The 19,896-nt window shown below is 71.6% G+C and carries 11 protein-coding genes and 3 pseudogenes; 3 read left to right on the forward strand and 11 right to left on the reverse strand.

The window, feature by feature from the left end:
* Nucleotides 1-70 precede the first annotated feature (70 nt).
* Nucleotides 71-295 carry a DUF7455 domain-containing protein gene (locus BM536_RS08935; RefSeq protein ID WP_073492764.1) on the forward strand — a complete coding sequence of 75 codons (225 nt, stop codon included), beginning with the start codon at nucleotides 71-73 and terminating at the stop codon, nucleotides 293-295.
* Nucleotides 296-394: 99 nt separating this feature from the next.
* On the opposite strand, the gene BM536_RS08940 is transcribed toward BM536_RS08935, so the two are convergent.
* The 8 genes and pseudogenes from BM536_RS08940 to BM536_RS08975 form a co-directional block, all read right to left on the reverse strand.
* Nucleotides 395-1,261 carry a S1 family peptidase gene (locus tag BM536_RS08940; protein ID WP_073492766.1) on the reverse strand — a complete coding sequence of 289 codons (867 nt, stop codon included), beginning with the start codon at nucleotides 1,259-1,261 and terminating at the stop codon, nucleotides 395-397.
* A gap of 134 nt (nucleotides 1,262-1,395) precedes the next feature.
* Entirely contained in the window at nucleotides 1,396-2,940 is a 1,545-nt protein-coding gene (locus BM536_RS08945; RefSeq protein WP_073492784.1) for an RNA polymerase sigma factor, read from the reverse strand.
* 426 nt (nucleotides 2,941-3,366) lie between these two features.
* Nucleotides 3,367-4,254: a FadR/GntR family transcriptional regulator gene (locus BM536_RS08950; RefSeq protein WP_094102780.1), complete on the reverse strand. Its 888-nt coding sequence runs from the start codon at nucleotides 4,252-4,254 to the stop codon at nucleotides 3,367-3,369.
* A gap of 162 nt (nucleotides 4,255-4,416) precedes the next feature.
* Nucleotides 4,417-6,688, reverse strand: a pseudogene (locus BM536_RS08955) (ABC transporter ATP-binding protein).
* Nucleotides 6,689-6,953: 265 nt separating this feature from the next.
* On the reverse strand, nucleotides 6,954-7,712 hold the full coding sequence (locus BM536_RS08960; protein WP_094102781.1) for an NUDIX hydrolase: 759 nt from the start codon (nucleotides 7,710-7,712) through the stop codon (nucleotides 6,954-6,956).
* Between the two features lie 129 nt (nucleotides 7,713-7,841).
* Nucleotides 7,842-9,924: pseudogene (locus tag BM536_RS08965) on the reverse strand (glycogen debranching N-terminal domain-containing protein).
* Nucleotides 9,925-10,199: 275 nt separating this feature from the next.
* Nucleotides 10,200-11,968: pseudogene (locus BM536_RS08970) on the reverse strand (DUF4192 domain-containing protein).
* A gap of 428 nt (nucleotides 11,969-12,396) precedes the next feature.
* Nucleotides 12,397-14,550, reverse strand: coding sequence for a RecQ family ATP-dependent DNA helicase (locus BM536_RS08975; RefSeq protein ID WP_073492772.1), 2,154 nt, complete (start codon nucleotides 14,548-14,550; stop codon nucleotides 12,397-12,399).
* Between the two features lie 375 nt (nucleotides 14,551-14,925).
* Here BM536_RS08975 and BM536_RS08980 point away from each other — a divergent pair, with 375 nt between their 5' ends.
* Nucleotides 14,926-15,537 carry a hypothetical protein gene (locus BM536_RS08980; protein ID WP_073492774.1) on the forward strand — a complete coding sequence of 204 codons (612 nt, stop codon included), beginning with the start codon at nucleotides 14,926-14,928 and terminating at the stop codon, nucleotides 15,535-15,537.
* A 408-nt stretch (nucleotides 15,538-15,945) separates the two neighbouring features.
* Here the strand turns inward: BM536_RS08980 and BM536_RS08985 are convergent, their stop codons facing one another.
* From BM536_RS08985 to BM536_RS08995, 3 genes are all read right to left on the reverse strand, one after another.
* Nucleotides 15,946-16,578: a hypothetical protein gene (locus BM536_RS08985; protein WP_073492776.1), complete on the reverse strand. Its 633-nt coding sequence runs from the start codon at nucleotides 16,576-16,578 to the stop codon at nucleotides 15,946-15,948.
* A gap of 68 nt (nucleotides 16,579-16,646) precedes the next feature.
* Complete coding sequence (locus BM536_RS08990) at nucleotides 16,647-17,348, reverse strand: ribonuclease HII (RefSeq protein WP_073492778.1); 702 nt, start codon at nucleotides 17,346-17,348, stop codon at nucleotides 16,647-16,649.
* A 91-nt stretch (nucleotides 17,349-17,439) separates the two neighbouring features.
* Complete coding sequence (locus tag BM536_RS08995) at nucleotides 17,440-18,063, reverse strand: TetR/AcrR family transcriptional regulator (RefSeq protein WP_073492788.1); 624 nt, start codon at nucleotides 18,061-18,063, stop codon at nucleotides 17,440-17,442.
* A gap of 191 nt (nucleotides 18,064-18,254) precedes the next feature.
* On the opposite strand from BM536_RS08995, the gene BM536_RS09000 reads away from it, so the two are divergent.
* Nucleotides 18,255-19,802, forward strand: a complete 1,548-nt coding sequence (locus tag BM536_RS09000; protein WP_073492780.1) for an MFS transporter — start codon at nucleotides 18,255-18,257, stop codon at nucleotides 19,800-19,802.
* The last annotated feature ends 94 nt before the right edge of the window (nucleotides 19,803-19,896 follow it).

The raw sequence follows: 19,896 nt of genomic DNA on the forward strand, positions 1-19,896 counted from the left end.
CGGGAACGTTTTGGGGCTGGTTGGATGTTGACCCTGGTACGACAGCTCGTCGAGCTAGAGAAGAGGCGACGTGACTACTGTTCTGACCCCCGCGAGCCCGATGACGGCCGCTGACCGCTGCGACCGCTGCGGCGCCCAGGCGTACGTGCGCGTCGTCCTGCTCAGCGGCGGAGAACTGCTCTTCTGCGCCCACCACGGTCGCAAGTTCGAGCCGGAACTCAAGAAGATCGCCGCTGAGATACAGGACGAGACGGAGCGGCTGACTGCCGTTCCCGCCTCAGAAGAAGAGCGCTGACAGATCGCGTTCAACGACGAGCGACCACCGGCACAGGCTGGTAGCGGGCGGCCGCCCTGCGTCCCAGGCGGGCGCGCCCGCACTCGTTCGAATCCCGGCTCAGCTCCCGCCTGACGCCGATGCCGCGCCCGGCAGCGCGGCTTCCCAGCGCAGTGTTCTGACGATGTCGGACACCCGCGTGTAGACGCCGGGGCTCCCGGCCCGCCCACACCCATCCCCCCAGGACACCAGGCCGATCAGTCGACCCTGGGCGACCAGCGGCCCGCCGCTGTCCCCCTGACAGGAGTCGCGGCCTCCCTGGGCCTCCCCGGCGCACACCATCGTCTTCGCCCGGTACGAACCGTCGGCCGGCCCGGGGTACGCGTTCTGGCAGACGCTGTCCCGCAGCACATGCACACGAGCGGCCCGCAGCCCGTGGGCGTAGGAGCCGCCCCCCGTGGTGTCTCCCCAGCCGTAGACCATGGCTTCGGTACCGGGGACGTACGCCGGATCGCCGACGCCGGTCATAGCGATGACCGAGGCCGACGGGAGCGGCGTGGCCAGCTTGAGTACGGCGAAGTCGCCGGAATTGCTGTAACTGTCGTAGGCCGGGTTCACCCAGATCTCACTCACGGTGATCTCCTGACCCGCGTCCGAGTAGAGGTCCGTACGCCCCGCGACGACCTTCAGGTCGTGCGCCCGGCCCGGGGGCACCCCCAGGACTTCCTCGCCCATGCAGTGGGCCGCGGTGAGCACCGTGGTCGGGCCGACGGCCACTCCCCCGCAGAACTGCCCCGAGCGCATACGTCCGAACCGGTCACGGCTGGACAGGGCGACGGTCCAGGGACTGTCCGACACATCGACCGGGAAGCCACCCACGACGACACCGTCGGAGGCCGCCGGGGCGGCGGACACCAGTGGTATGGCCATGACCGCGGTCACCAGGACCAGCGGCCTGGTCAGCACCCGGACAAAGGGACGACGCATGCACGCTCCTCACTCAGGAGTGATCAATGGACACCCAGAGTGATGCAGCTCACGGCACCGCGCACCCGCGGGCCAAGCCGAAGGCCCGGCCCCCCGAGGGGGAACCGGGCCTTTCGCCGTCGTACGGAGTCGACTCAGTCGAGGTAGTCGCGCAGCACCTGCGAACGCGACGGGTGACGCAGCTTCGACATCGTCTTGGACTCGATCTGGCGGATGCGCTCGCGCGTGACGCCGTACACCTTGCCGATCTCGTCGAGGGTCTTCGGCTGACCGTCGGTGAGACCGAAGCGCATGGAGACCACTCCGGCCTCGCGCTCGGACAGGGTGTCGAGGACGGAGTGCAGTTGCTCCTGGAGGAGCGTGAAGCTGACCGCGTCGGCCGGGACGACGGCCTCGGAGTCCTCGATGAGGTCACCGAACTCGCTGTCGCCGTCCTCGCCCAGCGGGGTGTGCAGCGAGATGGGCTCGCGGCCGTACTTCTGGACCTCGATGACCTTCTCCGGGGTCATGTCGAGCTCCTTGGCCAGCTCCTCCGGGGTGGGCTCGCGGCCCAGGTCCTGGAGCATCTGGCGCTGCACGCGCGCGAGCTTGTTGATGACCTCGACCATGTGCACCGGGATACGGATGGTGCGGGCCTGGTCGGCCATGGCGCGGGTGATCGCCTGACGGATCCACCAGGTGGCGTACGTGGAGAACTTGTAGCCCTTGGTGTAGTCGAACTTCTCGACCGCGCGGATCAGACCGAGGTTGCCCTCCTGGATGAGGTCCAGGAAGAGCATGCCGCGGCCGGTGTAACGCTTGGCCAGGGAGACCACCAGGCGGAGGTTGGCCTCCAGGAGGTGGTTCTTGGCCCGGCGGCCGTCCTCGGCGATGATCTCCAGCTCGCGCTTGAGCTTGGGGGCGAGCTTGTCCGCGTTGGCCAGCTTGTCCTCGGCGAACAGGCCGGCCTCGATGCGCTTGGCGAGTTCGACCTCCTGCTCGGCGTTGAGCAGAGGGACCTTGCCGATCTGCTTGAGGTAGTCCTTGACCGGGTCTGCGGTGGCGCCGGCGGCGGCGACCTGCTGGGCGGGCGCGTCGTCCTCGTCCTCGTCGGAGAGGACGAATCCGGCGTTCTCCGTGCCCTCGGGCTCGTCGCCCGTCTTGGGGGTCGTCTCCTCGGCGGCCTCGTCCTCGACCAGCTCGGCGTCGTCCTTCTTGCCTGCGGTCTTCTTCGCAGCCGTCTTCTTGGCGGGCGCGGCCTTCTTCGCGGTCGCCTTCTTCGCGGCCGTCTTCTTGGCGGCTGCCTTCTTCTCGGTGGCGGCTTCGTCTGTGGGGTCGTCCACAGCGGGCGCGGCCGGAGCGGCGGGGGAAGTGGCGGTGGCCTTCCTGGTGGTCACCGTCTTCGCCGCGACCGTCTTGGTGGCGGTGCGCTTGGCCGGACTCTTCGCTGCGACGCTCTTTCGGGTGCGCTTGGGCTCCGCGGCACTGACCATCAGCGTCACACCCTCTTCCTCGAGGATCTGGTTGAGGCTGCGCAGTACGTTCTTCCACTGAGTGGCCGGAATCTGGTCAGCTTCGAAGGCCCGACGCACATCGTCGCCGGCGATCTGCCCCTCAGCCTTTCCCCGCTCAATGAGCGCCATGACAGAGACGGACTCGGCGATCTCAGGCGGGAGCGTACGGGATGTGCTGGCCGACACGAACAACCTCTCGGAACGTTGGAAAACGGCTTCCGGCCCCGTCCACTACGGACAGGAGCCGACCACCGGCCTTGGGGGTGGGCCGACGGTGCGGGCGGCGGCCGGGGAAGTTGCACAGCGCCTTGAACGGCGTCCGTATTCCCTCCGCGGCGGTACCTCTTAGGTCATCGCGCTGCTTCCATGAGCGTTACGCCCAATCTTCGTGGCCCGAGTCACACCCCGTAAACAATCAAAAACGGGCAGACAAGGGCAGATGAGGTCACCCGCAGTGTCTACCCACACCATTGCAACCCAATCGGCCTCGACGCGCGGTCGGACCCCGCAGGCCCATGGCGGGTCGTGCGGGGTCGACGGGGAGGGCGAGGAGGGCCAGGGACGACGCGGCAGGGGGAAGGCACCCCCGGCCGCCCCGGCCGCGGTGTGGGGTCAGTGTTCGCGGGGCGCCGGGACGACCCGCTCCACCTCGGGATGGACGGTGAGCAGCTGGCGCATGGCCGCTTCGGCGGCGGCGCCGTCTCCCGCCGCGAGCGCGTCGGCGATCCTGCCGTGGTGACCCAGGGACGCCTCGGTCGGCCGGTCACAGCCCGTGACCGGACCGCCGGACACCTGAAGGGCGGAGGAGACGATGCCGGAGAGGTGCTCCAGCATCCGGTTGCCCGCGATCTGGATGAGCAACGAGTGGAACTCGGCGTCGGCCCGGGAGTAGGTGAGCGCGTCACCCTGACCCATGGCGTGTCCCATGATCTCGACCATGTCCGACAGGCGCTGCTGGACGTCCTCGTGCCCGTGCCCGGCCGCGAGACGGGCGGCGAGCGGCTCGATCGTCCAGCGCAGCTCGCTCAGCTCGCGCCGCTGACTGTCGCGCTGCGGGCCGAAGGCACGCCACTCGATGATGTCCGGGTCGAGGAGGTTCCAGTCGCTCACGGGACGCACACGCGTGCCGACGTTCGGCCGGGCGCTGACGAGTCCCTTGGCCTCCAGGACCCGGAGCGACTCACGGACGACGGTGCGGGAGACCTCGAAGCGCTGGCCGATCTCCTCGGGCACGAGCGGGCGGTCGGCACCCAGATCGCCGGAAACGATCATCTGGCCGAGCTGCTGGACGAGTTGGCCGTGCAGCCCGCGCCCGCGGCTGCCCGCGCCACGCCGGCCGACACGGCCCAGCTCGGGTTCCGCACCCTCCCAGACAGGGTTGCCGACGCGGTCGGCGGCGGGGCCCTCCGCGAAGGGGTAGCGGTCGAGTTCGCCCGGGCCGGCCAGACCGGAGTCGGTGGAGCGGGCGGCGGTCATCATGGTGTGCGCAAGGGTACTCACGAATCTTTTGTCGGCGCCCCTTCCAACTCCCTTGAGGTCTTTGGTGAAAAGCACACGAAAGGGTGATCGCTCACCCCGTCGCAATTGACGCCTTATCGGAAAGAAATGGGCTCCATCCGGGGAGTTGCGCACAAATAGGCTCCAGATGGACATGGACGGTCATCATCGGACCCGACTGCGCAGCGTTGTGAGCAGATACGCACACAGCAGACCGCTCAGTGACAACGCCAGTGCCCCGCCCACGGGTTGGGTGACCACCCGCAACGCGGCTGCGAGATAGCGGTCTCCCCCGAAGGGCCACTGCGAGAGCAGCACCTCCCGCAGCCGCACCGACACCCCGGCGGCGGCTCGAACGGACGCGCTCTCCACGGCCCTTTGTACGAGCGGTACGACGGCCACCGGTACGGCGACCACCGCCGCGAGCCCTGCCGTGGTGGACCGGAAGACACCCGCGGCCAGGACACCGGCACAGGCACAGCCGACCGTGAGCGCGAGCCAACTCACGCTCAGGTGCAGCCAGTCGGCGGGAACCCGCGCGAGCTCCGGTCCGTAGAAGAGATAGAGCACTTCGGCATTGCAGCCCGCCGTGAGGAAGGCGAGCGACAGCGCGGTGAGGGCGGAGACGAGCAGCTTGGCGGTGAGCAGACCCAGCCTGCGGGGCACGCCCCCGCGATCCGCCGCCAGGGCGGGGTGGCGGAACTCGTCACCGAAGGAGAGCGCACCGAGCAGGCCCGCGCCGAGCGCGGCCGGGGGCAGCGGCAGTTGCACGGGCCAGGCGGCGAGCAGTCGCGCTTGCGGGGTGTGGCCGATACGGGCCAGAACGAGGGTCGTGAGGGCCGAGACGATCAGGACGACGGCGCCGGTGACGAAGCCGGTGCTGACGCCGCAGGCGCGGCGCAGTTCGTAGCGGAGAGGGCGGAGCGGCTGGGGCGGAACGAACTGCGATGGGCGGTGGCAGGGCGGGCAGGGCACCCTCGAGGGCGCGGGAAGGGCCCTTGGCCGGAGTGCTGGTGGGTTGGGCGGTGCCGACCGTTGAGTCGTCGGTCTGTTGACCGACGCTCTCCGTGACTCCGGGCGGGGTCTGTTGACCGGCGGGCTCCGGCGTGCCGGCGGCGGTGGGTCCTGTCCCGACGGCTCCGGGTCCGGTCGGCTCCCCGACGGGAGCTGTCGCGCCGGCGGGGGGATCCGGAACGGCGAGGGGATCTGGAACGGCGGGGGGATCTGGAACGGCCGAGGGTGACGGGGGCCGGGTTCCGGTGGGAGTGGAGGCCGCGTTCGGGTCGTCCGGGGTAGCGCCGTCGGCTGCTGCGACGGGTGTGTCAGCGCGGGGCACAACACCGTCGGACGCCTGGGAGTCACGAGCACCACGGGGGTCCACGTCATGGCAGTCACGGCCGCCACGGGGGTCGCGCGTGTCACGGGGGTCACGCATGTCACGGGGTTCACGCGCGTCATGCGGGTCATGCGGGTCACGCGTGTCGGCACGGTTGGGCGCGTCGCCGGAGCCGCCGGTCTCCTGCCCGGCGGACGTCAGCTCCGCGGGCCGGCCGTCGGCTCCGGGCCCCATGTCGCCCACCTCGTCGGCGAGTTGATGGACGAGGATGCGGTGCCGGAACGCGGCCTCTCCGATGTCGGCACAGCTACTGCCGTACACGAAGAGGCGGTTGCCGTCCTCCTGCACGACCTCGACGGAGCGTCGCGCGGTACGGGCCTCTTTGGTGAGCAGAGCGGCCAGACGCACGGCATGCGGGCTGCGGACGGCGACCCGGGGGCGCAGCCGCGTGCGGGCGAAGTGCGCGACCTCCTGGTCGGCGGCGAGCCTGCCCTGGTCCAGGGTGACCACCCGGTCCGCGGTGCGGGCGGCCTCCTTCGGGTCGGAGGTGGTCGAGAGGACGGTTCCGCCTTGGGCCGCGTGCGCGCGCAGCAGGCCGTGCAGCCACCGGCTTTCGCGCTCGGAGAGGCCGTCTGCCGGGTGGTCGAGCACCAGGGTGTGCGGGTCGGCGAGAAGGGCGCAGGCGAGGCCGAGCCGACGGTCCATGCCGCGGGAGAGCGTGCCGAGGCGTTCGTCGCGCAGGCTGACCAGGCCGACCGCTTCGAGGACTTCGTCGGCCCGTCGGCCCGGAACGCCGGCGGCCGCGCACAGCATGCGCAGATGGCCTCGGACGGTACGGGCGGGATGCCCCGGCACGTCACCCAGGAGGACACCCACCTCGCGTGACGGGTGGGCGATGCGGTGAAGGGGGCGGCCTCTGAAGTAGGTGAGGCCACGGCCCTGTTGCAGTTCGAGCATGAGCCTCAACGCCGTGGTCTTACCCGCGCCCGCTGCTCCGAGCAGCACGGTCACCTGTCCCGCGCGCGCCTCGAAGGACACGTCGTCGAGCGCGAGTGGGAGGCCCTTGCGGGGATTACTGGTCAGTCCGAAGGCCTGGATCACCCGTAGCAAGATAGCGCGCTATGTCCCTTTTTTGGGGGATAGCACGGCTGGCTGCGGGACGCCGATCGGCCGGGGTACCAACCGCCCTGACCGGTAAGGTGATCGACCCGGACGCGTGGCCCTCGGTCGGCGAGCGGCGAGCGGCGAGCGGCGAGCGGCGAGCGGCGAGCGGCGAGCGGCGAGGGCATGGTAGACGGCCCGAGGCGGGCCGGGCCGCGTCAGCCGCCTCAGTCGCGTCAGTCGCGTCCCGGTGCGTGCGCCCGGATCAGACCTCGGGCCGCAGCATCGGCGGGTTCAGCAGGGTCGCGCCGCCGGCGCGGAAGAGCTGTGCGGGGCGGCCGCCCTGACGGGTGGTGGTACCGCCCGTGGGAACCAGAAAGCCCGGGGTGCCCGTGACCTTCCGATGGAAGTTGCGCGGGTCCAGCGCCACACCCCACACCGCTTCGTAGACGCGGCGCAGCTCGCCGACAGTGAATTCGGTGGGGCAGAACGCGGTCGCCAGCGACGAGTACTCGATCTTGGAGCGGGCCCGTTCCACCCCGTCGGCGAGGATCTGCGCGTGATCGAAGGCGAGTGGCGCCACCGGTTCGCCGTCACGGCCGTAACCACCCTGCTGCAGCAGTTCCTCGACCGGTGCCCAGCGCGCGTTGCTGGCGTCGCCGCCCGCGCGCGGCGCGGGCAGATCCGGGGCGAGGGCGAGGTGGGCGACGCTGACCACCCTCATTCTGGGGTCCCGCTTGGGATCGCCGTAGGTGGCGAGCTGTTCCAGGTGAGCGCCGTTGTCCTGGTCCGGGGCGGCGGGGCCATGCGCGCGCAGCCCGGTCTCCTCGGCCAGTTCGCGTGCCGCGGCCTGCGAGAGGTCCTCGTCGTCCCGCACGAAGCCGCCGGGAAGCGCCCACCGCCCCTGGAACGGCGGCTCGCCCCTGCGCACCGCCAACGCACACAGGGCATGGCGTCGCACGGTCAGCACGACCAGGTCCACGGTGACGGCGAAGGGCGGAAATGCTGACGGGTCGTAGGGCATGCGGCGATCATAGTCGTCTTCCTGACGATAAACACTCCCTTCGTCGGCCGCTTCGGCGGCTGATCCACCGCGGTCCGGGCGTTCGTCACTCCTCGCCCGGGATGTCGGCCAGTCCTCTGTCATGCCAGGTCACGCGCCCAATTGCAGCCCTTCGGCCGCTTCCTCGACCATGGCCAGCCCGAGTCGGCTGACCCGTACGGAGAAGGCGGCACCGGAGATCCGCAGTCCCGTGAGGCCGAGTTCGCCCAGGGGTGCGCTGCGCAGGGGGCGCAGGGTCACGGTGCCGGCCGGGGCATCGGGCCGGATGCCCGCCAGAGTGGTCAGCAGGAGGACCCCTGCGGCGGCCGCGGTGGCTGCGGGGCGGCATGCGGCGGGGTGCGGCAGCGGAGCGCTCCCCTCGGTTCGCTGCTCCCCGCCGTACATCTCGGGGAGCCGGTGGCCGAAGGCCTCGGCCGCGGCCAGTACGCCTCGCAGCAGGGACCCCGCCTCCTTCTCGTACCCGGCCGCCGCCAGCCCCGAGACGCCGATAGCCGTCTCATGGACCCGTACGGCACCGCCGCGGTGACCGAAGGGGTTGTGACCCACCTCTTTCGCGCCGAGTCCGCGCAGCCCCCAGCCCGAGTCCATGACCGGACTGCCGAGGAGCCGGGCCAACTGTGCGGTCTGCACCTTGTCGAGAAGTCCCGGGGCGTACTCCCCACCGCCCAGCAGGCCGGTGTCGAGGAGGTGGACGGCGCCCGCTCCCAGGTGGGGCACCGGGCGACCGTCCGGGGTCCGGGCGGCCGCAGGACGGCCCCCTCCTGGATCGTCGATCCAGAATTCCTTCCGGAACGCGGTCCGCAGCGCCTGCGCCCACTCCCGGAGCCCGCGGCCGCCCGGTCTGCCCAGGGCGTCGAGCAGGTCGGCGCCGAGCAGTGCCGCACGGTGGGCCTGGGCCTGCGTCTCGCAGCGGACGGGGCCGCCGGGCTGGGGGTCGCGGAGGTACTCGTCCTCCCCCACGGCGTCCCGTAACCAGGTCAGGCAGCGCTCGGCCGTCGGCAGCAGTTCCTCCGCCTCGCGTTCGGCCAGTCCCCAGCGGCGGGCCTCGGCCAGGAGGACGGGGAAGAGCAAGGTCGCCTCCGTCCCCCGTGCAGCCCGGGGGCAGGTGCGCGCCCGCGTCACGCCGAGAGCCCGGGATCATGCCCGTCCGCGGTCCGTCCCGGATCTGGGTGCGGGCGAGGCTGCGCAGGGTTCCGGCGGCGAGCCGCGTGCCGAGGGACAGCGTCATGCGGGCCGCGGCCAGCGCTTCGGCGGGGGCCCGCCCGCAGCGCCAGGGGACTCCGGCGGCGAGGTGGATGTCCATGGGGTGTACGGGATCGCGAACGAGGAGGGCCTCCAGGTCCTCGATGCTGGTGCTGAGGAACTGCCGGACCCGTGGGTCGTCCCCGGTCGCCCGCGCGGCGGCCAGGGGACTTGTCGCGGCACGTCCCACGCTCCGCACCGGTCCGGCACCCTCCAGGCGGACTCTCAGCTCCACGGTCACGGTGCTGCCCGGTGGCACGTCGAACTCCCAGCGCAGAAGTCCCGCGGAGGCGAGCGCGTCGACGGGCGGCGGGTCGGCCGTGACGCAGGCGGTCCCGACGGGGCTGGACCAGCGCAGCCCGGAATCATGGACGCTGGCGGGCAGCTCGGGTCCTACGGTGCCGGCCGCGATGGCGCCCAGGTCGGCCAGATCCGTGCCGAGGGCGACCTCCACCGGCAGGCGCAGCGGGCGCATGGCGGCGCTGTGCAGCGTGATGCGCTCGACGCCGTCCGCGGTACGGGTCCGCTCGACGAGGAGGTCCGGGTCCGGTCCCCCATGCGGTGTGGGACGCAGGGTACCGACGAAACGGGCCCGGTCCGCCGACTGCATCCGCGCCTGGACCATGAGCGGTTCGCGTCCGGCGATCCGCACCTGGCAGCGGGACAGGACGCGTCGGCCCGCCCGGTAGTACCCCTCCAGCCCGCGCCCGGTCAGCTGCCCCTCGTCGGTGGAAATGGCGAGGCCTGGCAGGGCGACGCAGATCAGCGCCGTGTGGACCGGGGGCAGTTCGGCCGGGCGACGCGGAGGCGCTCCCTGGGCCGGCGGCACCGTGCCCGGCGGGGACTCTCGTGGAGACCGAGGTGCCGGGGCCCCCCGCTGTGGGAGGCCCGGGCGTTCGTCGGTGACTGAGGGCGGAGTCGGCTGATCCATGAGGTGACTTCTTCTGCTCTCTGAACGCCTCGGGCAGGGGCGACGGCAGGCTTCGGCAGGGCGCGGCGGCACGCCCCCTGCGGGCTGTCCGCCACACAGGTGAACGGAGCCGGGCTCCACCAGGTCACGCCCGCGGTCGCGGCGGCCCACCGAATGGCGGTGGGGCGGCCGGTCGGCCGCGATCCTGGCCGGCCGGCCGCGAGCGGTCGCCCAGCCGGCCCGGTGGGACAACCGGCCTAGCATGCCCCGCAGTGCGGCGCCGATCCGGTACCGGATCACGTCAGCCCGTCGATCTCGTCGCCGTCGGCGCAGCCGCTCCGCCGCCGCGTGGAGGCCTTGTCGGACGTACGGGTGCGGGAGCGGGACTCGCCCCGTCCGGGAGTGGTGGGGCGCGTCGAGCCCGCGGAACGCACACGGCGCCGCCGTCGGCCGACAGCCGCTGAAGGGACCGACGCCGATCCTGAACCGCGACCGGTCGCACCGTGGGCATCGGACGCCGCAGCGCGCTCCGCTTCGCCCCGAACGTTGGTGTCGTCGGCGCCGCTGTCATGGCTCTCGGCCCCGGCGTGGGCTGTGGCTCCAGCCCCACCCCTAGCCCTAGCCCCAGCCTCAGCCTCAGCCTCAGCCTCAGCCTCAGCCGGATGGTCGGCCCCTTCCCCCGCCTCCTCATCCCCGCGGCCCTCGCGTTCGGCGCGCAGGCAGCGGCGGACCGACTCCGGGTCCAGACCCTGGTTGCAGGCCTGGTGCAGGAGCCGGGCGAAGAGGTAGCTCGGGTCCGCGCCCAGGGCCATGGCGAGGGCCTCGCGGGCCTCCAGTTCGTCACCGGTGGACCATGCGACCCAGCCGGCGAGGGTGAGCGGGGCCGCCGCGTGCTCGCCGTAGGGGCCGACACAGCGGCGGGCCAGCGCTCGCCAGAGGCGCAGAGCGGGTGCCGCCTCGTCGCCCTCCATCCACTCGGCGGCGCGGTCGCGGGTCACACGGTCCTGGAGTCCGAGGATGAGGGCCGCAGCCTCCTCGGGGGCCAGGAGTTCGTCGTCCCGGCGGTCGGCGGGGAGGGTGCCGGTCACCGTGGGTGTTCCGGAGAACCGGCGAATGATGCGTGCGGCCAGTGCGATGGTCTCCTCCGCGACTGCGGCGCGGCTCACGTCGTGGAGCATCTTCGGGACCAGGGACATGCCCGCCGTGTCGAGGGCCACCTCCTGTTCCACGGCGACGCTCGTTTCCAACGGAAGCAGGCGGGCCCGCAGCTCCCGAAGCGTGCCGCGCACCTGGATCCCGGCGTATGTGGCCGCCGCGGCCAGAACGGACGTGCCCGGCAGGCCCATCGGCGCCCCCTCGACCGGGCAGCAATCCGCGCCGGAGCAGCAGTACGACCAGAAGCGGCCGTCCGAGATGCACAGCGCCTCGATCACCGGGATGTCGAGCCGACCGCATTCGACACGGAGCCTTTGCGCGAGCGGCTGGAGGCGCTGCCTCACCTGGCCGCCCGTCTCGCCCTTCGCCGGATCCTGGCAGAGGTACGCGACGATCTGTGCGGGGCGTGCTCCCCTGCGTTCGCTGCCGGTCACGAGGCCCTGTGCCAGCTGCCTGGCCACCGCGGGCCAGTCGGCCGGGTTGGCGGGGATGCCGAGGCGCGCGCGCCGCCGAACCTGCCCCTGCCACCCCGGTCATGGAGGGCGACGAGCACGATGCTGTCCTCGGGGCGGTACCCGAGCAGGTAGGGCAGGGCGTCGGCCAGCTCGGCCGGCGTGCGCAGGGTGACCTGATGCGCGGGCCCTTCGTCGAAGCCGGGGCTTCCGTCGTGCGCGGGGCGTCCGTCGTACGGGACGTGGCCTTCGTACGAGGCCTCCCGGTCGTACCCGGAGGCGGGTTCGCACTCGTCATCGCCGTGCGCGACCTGACCGTCGTAGGCGGCCCGACCCTCGTAGGCGGCCCGACCCTCGTAGGCGGCCCGACCCTCGTACGACCCGGGCCCGGTACATCCCTCATGTCCGGTGATGTCGCCGTTTTCGAAGGAACCAGTCGTTTCGCTGTGATTCGTCATGCGCAGACGATCTCGCGGAATGCGAGGATCCGGTTGACCCTGTGGATAACTCGGGCCAGGGACACGTCAAATCCCCAGGCGTCGAGGGTGGCTGCCAATCGATGGGAGGCAGATCGATTGCCCATCAGGACGACCGAACCCAAGCCGGCCGTCCCCGAGCGGGCCGGGGCTTCCGCGCGCCCCTGAGGCAGGGACGTAGACGTCGCGTGCGGCCGGGACCTCGACATCGACACCGGCACCGACTTCCAGGTCACAGACGAGCTGGAAGGCGGCCAAGCCGAGCGCCGGCACCCTCACCGGCGGCCAGGGCCGCCGGGTGGACGTCGCATGACCCTGGTCTCCACGAGCCCGAACTGCGGTGCCCGCTCGGGGCGCGCGCCGGATGCCAGGCGAACCAGTGCAAGAAACAAGCAGGTCAGAAGGAAGGCTCATCCCGCCGCGGCAAGGATCAGCGGAAGCACCCCCTCGCCGCCTGCCCGGCGCAGGAGCCGGGCGGCGACCGCGAGGGTCCAGCCGGAGTCGGTGTAGTCGTCGACGAGCAGCACGGGCCCCGGCGAGGCCGCCAGGGCGTCGGCCAGCTCCTCGGAGACGGTGAAGGCGGCCGAGAGCGCCCTGAGCCGCTGGGCGGAGTTGCTGCGGCGTACCGCGTGGGCGCCGCCCTGCCCGGTGTACGTCAGGGTCCCCAGGAAGGGGAGACGGCCGACGGTCGCGATGCCCTGGGCGAGGGAGCCGACCAGCTGCGGGCGGGCCAGGGACGGGACGGCGACGACCCCCACGGGGCGGGACGAGGCGTCCGGCCCGTCCGCTGCCCAGCCGCCAGGGGAGCGCGCCCAGTCGGCGAGGACGGACACCGCGGCCTTCAGGACGTCGTCGGGGACCGGACCGTCGGGCGCGTTCTCCGCCAACAGGGGGCGCAGCCGGTTGCCCCAGCCGATGTCCGAGAGCCGACCGAGGGCGCGGCCGGTGGAGCACTGCTCGCGGGCGGGGATACGCCCCTTGAGGTCGATGCCCAGAGCGGACATGCCCGTCGGCCACATCCGGCGCGGTTCCACCTCCACCCCGGGGCGGTCCAGTTCCTTCGTCGCCCCCGTCAGGGCCTCGGCCGTGACCGAGGCGTCGATCCAGGCGCCGACGCAGTTGTCGCATCGGCCGCACGGGACCGCGCCCTCGTCGTCCAGCTGCCGACGCAGGAACTCCATCCGACACTCGGTCGTACTCACGTAGTCGCGCATCGCCTGCTGCTCGGTGGACCGCTGCCGGGCGACCCAGGCGTACCGCTCGGTGTCGTACGCCCAGGGCCGCCCGGTGCTCTCCCAGCCGCCCTTCACGCGCTTGACGGCCCCGTCCACGTCGAGGACCTTCAGCATCGTCTCCAGCCGGGTGCGACGGAGATCCACCAGCGCCTCGAGGGCGGGCACGGACAGCGGTCGCCCCGCGTCGGAAAGGGCCGCGAGGGTCTGCCGGACCTGCGTCTCGGGCGGGAAGGCGGTGTCGGCGAAGTAGCGCCAGATCGCTTCGTCCTCCTTGCCGGGCAGCAGCAGCACCTCGGCGTGCTCCACCCCTCGGCCCGCGCGGCCCACCTGCTGGTAGTAGGCGATCGGCGAGGACGGCGAGCCCAGGTGGACGACGAATCCCAGGTCCGGCTTGTCGAACCCCATGCCGAGCGCGGAGGTCGCCACGAGCGCCTTGACCCTGTTCTGCTGGAGGTCGACCTCCGCCTGGAGCCGGTCGGCGTTCTCCGTACGGCCCGTGTAGGAGTCCACCGTGAAGCCTCGCTGCCGCAGGAAGGCGGTGGCCTCCTCGGCCGCGGCGACCGTCAGCGCGTAGATGATCCCGGAGCCCGGCAGCTCGTCCAGGTGCTCGGCGAGCCAGGCCAGGCGGTGGGCGGCGTCCGGCAGCCGGACGACACCGAGCCGGAGGCTTTCCCTCTCCAGCGAGCCGCGCAGCACCAGGGCCTCGCCGGCGCCGGTGCCCAGTTGGTCGGCCACGTCCGCGGTGACGCGCGCGTTGGCCGTCGCGGTGGTGGCCAGGACCGGCACGCCGGGGGCGAGGTCGCCGAGCATGGCCCGCAGCCGGCGGTAGTCGGGACGGAAGTCGTGGCCCCAGTCGGAGATGCAGTGCGCCTCGTCGACCACCAGCAGGCCTGTGGTGGCCGCCAGTTTGGGAAGCACCTGGTCGCGGAAATCGACGGAGTTGAGGCGTTCGGGACTGACGAGGAGGACGTCGGTCTCGCCACGCTCGACCTCCTTGTAGATCGTCTCCCACTCCTCCGGATTGGCCGAGTTGATGGTGCGTGCCTGGATACCTGCTCGCTCCGCCGCCTCGACCTGGTTGCGCATCAGGGCGAGGAGCGGCGAGACGATCACCGTCGGCCCGGAGCCGCGCCGGCGCAACAGAGCGGTGGCGACGAAGTACACCGCCGACTTGCCCCAGCCGGTGCGCTGCACCACCAGGGCCCGTCGGCGCTCCTCGACCAGGGCTGCCACCGCCTGCCACTGGTCCTCCCGCAGCCGCGCCCCCGGCGCACCCACCAGTTCGGCGAGGATGGCGTCTGCTTCGGTGCGGAGCTCCAGGTTGTCCATGCCCCCATGCAACCCGATGGCACTGACAATCGGCCACCTCACCCTGTGTGAGCGAGCGCGGCCAAGGCTGTACGGCCGGAGTAAGAGTCGCGCCGCCCGCTCACCCGTCGGGAAACGCCGCCTCCCCGGCAGGTGAACGTAGGGTGGAGAGCCGGTGCGCGCGTCACCCCGCGCTGACGGGGTAGGGATATAAGACACTCTCCGCCACATAAGGGTCTCCGGCCCCAATTGCTCGTTGCCGCATCCAAGTTCGACAGGAAGAATTGAATTCCGCTCCCCGCACGGCTCGCCCGTGGTCCGGCAGGGCTCTGCTGCGGCGTGCGCGCCCCCGAATCCGACCGCCCGCAGGTGTGGGCCGTAGCCGAAGGGAGGCCCGTGACCCTCGGATTCGCTCCGTCCTCGGCATCGTTGTCGTCGTCCGCCGCTTCCGCCAACCGCTTGCTCGAACCCGCGGAGTGGGCTTCGGCCGGCATTCCGCTGCTGCGCAGCCCGCGGGAGGTCGTCAGCGGCCTGCACGCACGTCATCGGCCGAAGCCCGCCACCGCGATCGTGGCCGTGCTCGACCTGGACGAACGGTTGCTGGCCAGCGCCTCGTTCACGCGGCGCCAGACCCAGGCCGACGGCTGGATGTTCCGCAACGCGCTGCTCGACCAGTTGCGCCGGGTCATCCCGCACGATCTACGGCGCCGCACCCCGGTGCGCACCGCCGTGCTGCTCTACTGCCGTGAGGGCGACGGACGCTGGACGGAGGAGGACGGCGCCTGGATGTGGGGTCTGCGGGACGCCTGCACGCTGCACGGGCTGCGCTGCGGGGCCTACATCACGCTGACCCGGGACGGCTGGCAGGTCCTCGGCGAGGGCCGCGGGGGCCGTCGTCCCCACGCCGATTCGGAGCCGGAGCCCTTCGCCCTGTCCGAGGCGCCGGCGCCGTTGCCGCGGACCGGCGGCGCAGCCTCGGAGGTGCTGCGCCGCGCGGCCGCCCGCTGAGAGCTGCCGACTCCCCCCACCGAGTCGGCAGTAACGATCCGCCTTGCCGGAGGAACAATCCGCCTTGCCGGAGGAACGATCCGCCTTGCCGGAGAATCGACCGTCTTCGCCGGACGGGGGTCCCGGAGGACCGTGACCGGCGTGCACGGCACCGCGCCACACCGCGCCGCCCCATACGGCAGCAGGCACCGAGGACGGAACACCTGGCACCCCTCGTGACGGTGTCCACGGGCGCCGCAGCGCGCAGCCGCGCGCCCGTGCCCGGTGACGCCAGAGCCCCGTCCGGGCACATGCCAAGGCGGCCGACCCGACTTCCTCAGGTCCGTGCAGGCGAAGACCCACCGTGGAAACGCCGCGAGGGCGGCGCCTCCCGCATCCGAACGCCCTCCCGGGCGACCGGAAGCCGGCTCAGACGCCTGTGCCCAGCACCGAGTTGATCTCCTGCGGGTCACCGCAGACGATCAGCAGGGCACCGGCCCGGGCGCGGGCCAAGGGAAGTGCGGTGGCGGCAGCGGTACCGGGGCCGCCGTTGACCGCCACCACGACGACGGGACGCACCGCCGCCCGCTCCAACCCGGCGGCACCGGCGTAGAAGACGTCGTCCCCGGTGTCGTGCTGCGCCCAGTAGGACGCTTCACCGAAGGACAGTTCGTGGGCCGCCCAGGGGTGCAGTTCCCCGGTGGTGATCACCAGCACCTCACCCGGGGCGCGGCCCGACTCGAGAAGCAGGTCGACGGCCTCCTCGGCGGCGTCCAGCGCACCCTCGGCCGAGGCCGGGATCAGCTGGATCTGGAGAGTCGCCGAAGCGGAAGCAGCAGGGGCGGCCGGGGCCGAAGGCCCGGGCTTGGCGGCCACATCGCGCGGCGTGCGCTGCACGGGCGGAGTGGGCCGGACAGGACCAGGCCGACCGGGACGCGGCGGAGCCGCGGGACGGGGACCGGGTACGGGTCGAGGGGTCGGCGCGGTGCGGCCACTGGCCGGAGTGGCGCGGGGACCCTGGGCACTCTCGTGAATCTGAGGCTCCTCGGGAATGAGAGGCATGGGCTGATATCTATCAAACATTGGTGCGACTCGCGCCAGCGGGTGGCACATCAGTGCGAGCGGAACCGTCAGAAGTCGAAGCCGAGCTGGCCCTCGATCTCCGGAACACGTCCGTTCGCCCAGCCGCGGGCCTTCTTGAGGTGCCGCCACTGGGGCAGCGCATCAAGATACGCCCACGACAACCGGTGGTACGGGGTGGGGCCCCGCTCCTCCAGTGCGGTCTTGTGCACGGGGGACGGATACCCGGCGTTGTCCGCAAAACCGAAGTCTGCATGGTCGACACCCAGTTCGGCCATCATTTTGTCGCGCTGCACCTTGGCGAGCACCGAAGCCGCGGCGACCGCCACACACGACTGATCACCCTTGATCACCGTGCGGACCCTCCAGGGGTCGCCGAGGTAGTCGTGCTTCCCGTCGAGGATCACCGCCTCGGGACGGACCGGCAGGGCGTCCAGGGCACGCACGGCGGCGAGCCGCAGGGCGGCGGTCATCCCCATGTCGTCGATCTCCTCCGGAGAGGCATGCCCCAGCGCGTAGGAGGTCACCCACGTCTCCAGTTCCACCGCAAGCTGGTTGCGACGCTTGACGGAGAGGAGCTTGGAGTCCGTGAGACCCACGGGGGGCCGGCGCAGTCCGGTGATCGCCGCGCAGACGGTGACGGGGCCGGCCCACGCACCGCGGCCCACTTCGTCCACGCCCGCGATGACCTTGGCTCCGGTCGTGGCGCGGAGGGAGCGCTCGACGGTGTGAGTGGGTGGTTCGTACGCCATGGCGGCCTCAGCCTACGCCGCCCGGATCCCCTCGCGACACCCGGCCCCCGGCACCGCCCGCACGATCACCGAGGCCCCGCCGGCACCTCGTTCAGCCCGCGACCGGACGCAGCAGCGGCAGCATGAGCTGGTCGATCAGCTCTTCGATCTCCCGGTCACTCCATTCGCTCCCGCACATCTTGGAGCGGTACATCATCATGGCCGGGATCGCGTCCAGGACATAGCCGTTCACCGCGTCCGACCGCACCTCGCCTCGGTCGATCCCACGGCAGATGACCTCACGCAGCAGCTGCACGGTCGGCTCGACGACCCCCTCGACGATCAGGGTATGAAAACGCTCCGCCTGGCTCGGATCGCACTCGTGAATGATCGAGCGCAGTGCGAAGCCGGGCCGGGAGTACATGGCGTCGCGGGCCTTGCGCGTGAGGACCAGCAGGTCCTCGCGCACATGCCCGAGATCGGGCACCGCGTCCAGGCGCGGCAGTCCTGCACGGAGGGCGTCGGCGACGAGGTCCTCCTTGGACGGCCAGCGCCGGTACACGGCCGCCTTTCCGGTCTGGGCTCCGGCCGCCACACCCTCCATCGTGAGGCCGTTCCACCCGACCGTGCCCAGTTGATCCAGGGCGGCGTCGAGGATCGCGCGTTCGAGTACGGCGCCGCGCCGACGGGAGGAGGCCGCCTGAGCGGGAGCGGCCGTCCAGCGCGAAGTAACCATCTGTATGTCTCCAGCGAGCAGGGTGAGCGGGCGGGCGGATGCGGGGAGCGGCGGGGCGCCGTGGGTGGCGGCGACGGACACGTCGAGGAAAGGCACTGAAAGTGAACGCTTGCGTTCACTACGGGGGACTCACTACGGTTGACGCGGCAGTGAACGCCAGCGTTCACTAAAGCACTTGTGGGGGACCCATAGTGACGACCTCTCCGTTGATCCAGAACCAGAAACCGGGCGCGCCTCGCCGGGAGGGGCATCCCGGCATCGCGCTCACCGTCATCGCGGCGTGCCAACTCATGGTGGTACTCGACGCGACGATTGTGAACATCGCGCTCCCGCACATTCAAGACGCGCTCGCGTTCAGCACCACGGACCTCACCTGGGTGGTCAGCGCCTACACCCTGACCTTCGGTGGTCTGCTCCTGCTCGGTGCCCGCGCCGGCGACATCCTCGGCCGACGCCGGGTGTTCATGGCGGGCATCCTGCTGTTCACCTTCGCCTCGCTGCTGGGCGGACTGGCCCAGGAACCCTGGCAGTTGCTCGCAGCACGCGCCCTCCAGGGCGTCGGAGGCGCCATCGCCTCGCCGACCTCGCTGGCGCTCATCACCACCACCTTCCCCGAGGGCCCGGAACGGAACCGGGCCTTCGGCGTCTTCGCCGCGGTCTCCGCGGGCGGCGGAGCCATCGGTCTGCTCGCGGGCGGCATGCTCACCGAGTGGCTCGACTGGCGCTGGGTGCTGTTCGTCAACGTGCCCATCGGCCTCCTCATCGCCGTCCTCGCACCGCTGTACATCGGAGAGTCCGAGCGGCACCCCGGGCGCTTCGACATCGCGGGCGCCCTCACCTCCACGGTGGGGATGGCGTCCCTGGTCTACGGCTTCATCCGGGCCGCCGAGGAGGGCTGGCGGGACGAGGTGACCCTCGCCGCCTTCGGGATCGCACTGGTGCTGCTGGTCGTCTTCGTCTTCACGGAGATGCGCGCCAAGGAGCCGATCACGCCCCTGAAGATGTTCGCCGACCGCAACCGCTCCGGCACCTACGTGATCATGCTGAGCCTCGCCGCGGCCATGTTCGGCATGTTCTTCTACATCGTCCTGTTCGTGCAGAACGTGCTCGGCTACAGCCCGATCAAGGCGGGTCTCGCCTTCCTTCCCGTCACGGTCGCGATCGCCTTCGGCGCCGGTCTGTCGCAGCGGTTCCTGCCGGTCCTGGGCCCCAAGCCCTTCATGCTCGGCGGCTCCTCGCTCGTGGTGGTCGGCCTCGTCTGGCAGACCTTCATCACTCCGGACAGCTCCTACGTCGGCGGGGTGCTCGGACCGATGGTGGTGTTCGCCTTCGGGATGGGCCTGAACTTCGTGACGGCGACGGTCACCGCGGTGTCCGGCGTCAGCCAGCACGAGGCGGGCGCCGCGTCCGGCCTGCTCAACGCCATGCAGCAGGTGGGCGGCTCGATCGGACTGGCCCTCCTGACCACCGTCTTCGGCTCGGCCAGCACCTCCGAGGCGGAGAAGCAGGTGCCGAAGTTCCTCGCCGAGGGGTCGGCGGAACAGAAGGCCGAATTCGCGGCGACCCAGCAGTTGCCCGCTCCCTGGGGACACGAGGTCCTCGCCCATGGGATATCGACGGCCTTCATCCCGGCCGCCGCGATGGCCCTGCTCGCCGTGGTGATCTCCGTGCTGGTCATCCGGGTCCGCAAGAGCGATCTGGAGGCCCTGTCGGGCACGGCGGGCCCCATGGTCGGCTGACGGAGAGAGAGCCCGGGCCGGCCGCGGACCGTCGTCGACGAACCTCGTGGACGTACGTCCGCGGCCGCTTGCCCGTCCACCCGCCCCACCCCAC

The organism is Streptomyces phaeoluteigriseus (assembly GCF_001896135.2).
Lineage (GTDB): Bacteria > Actinomycetota > Actinomycetes > Streptomycetales > Streptomycetaceae > Streptomyces > Streptomyces phaeoluteigriseus.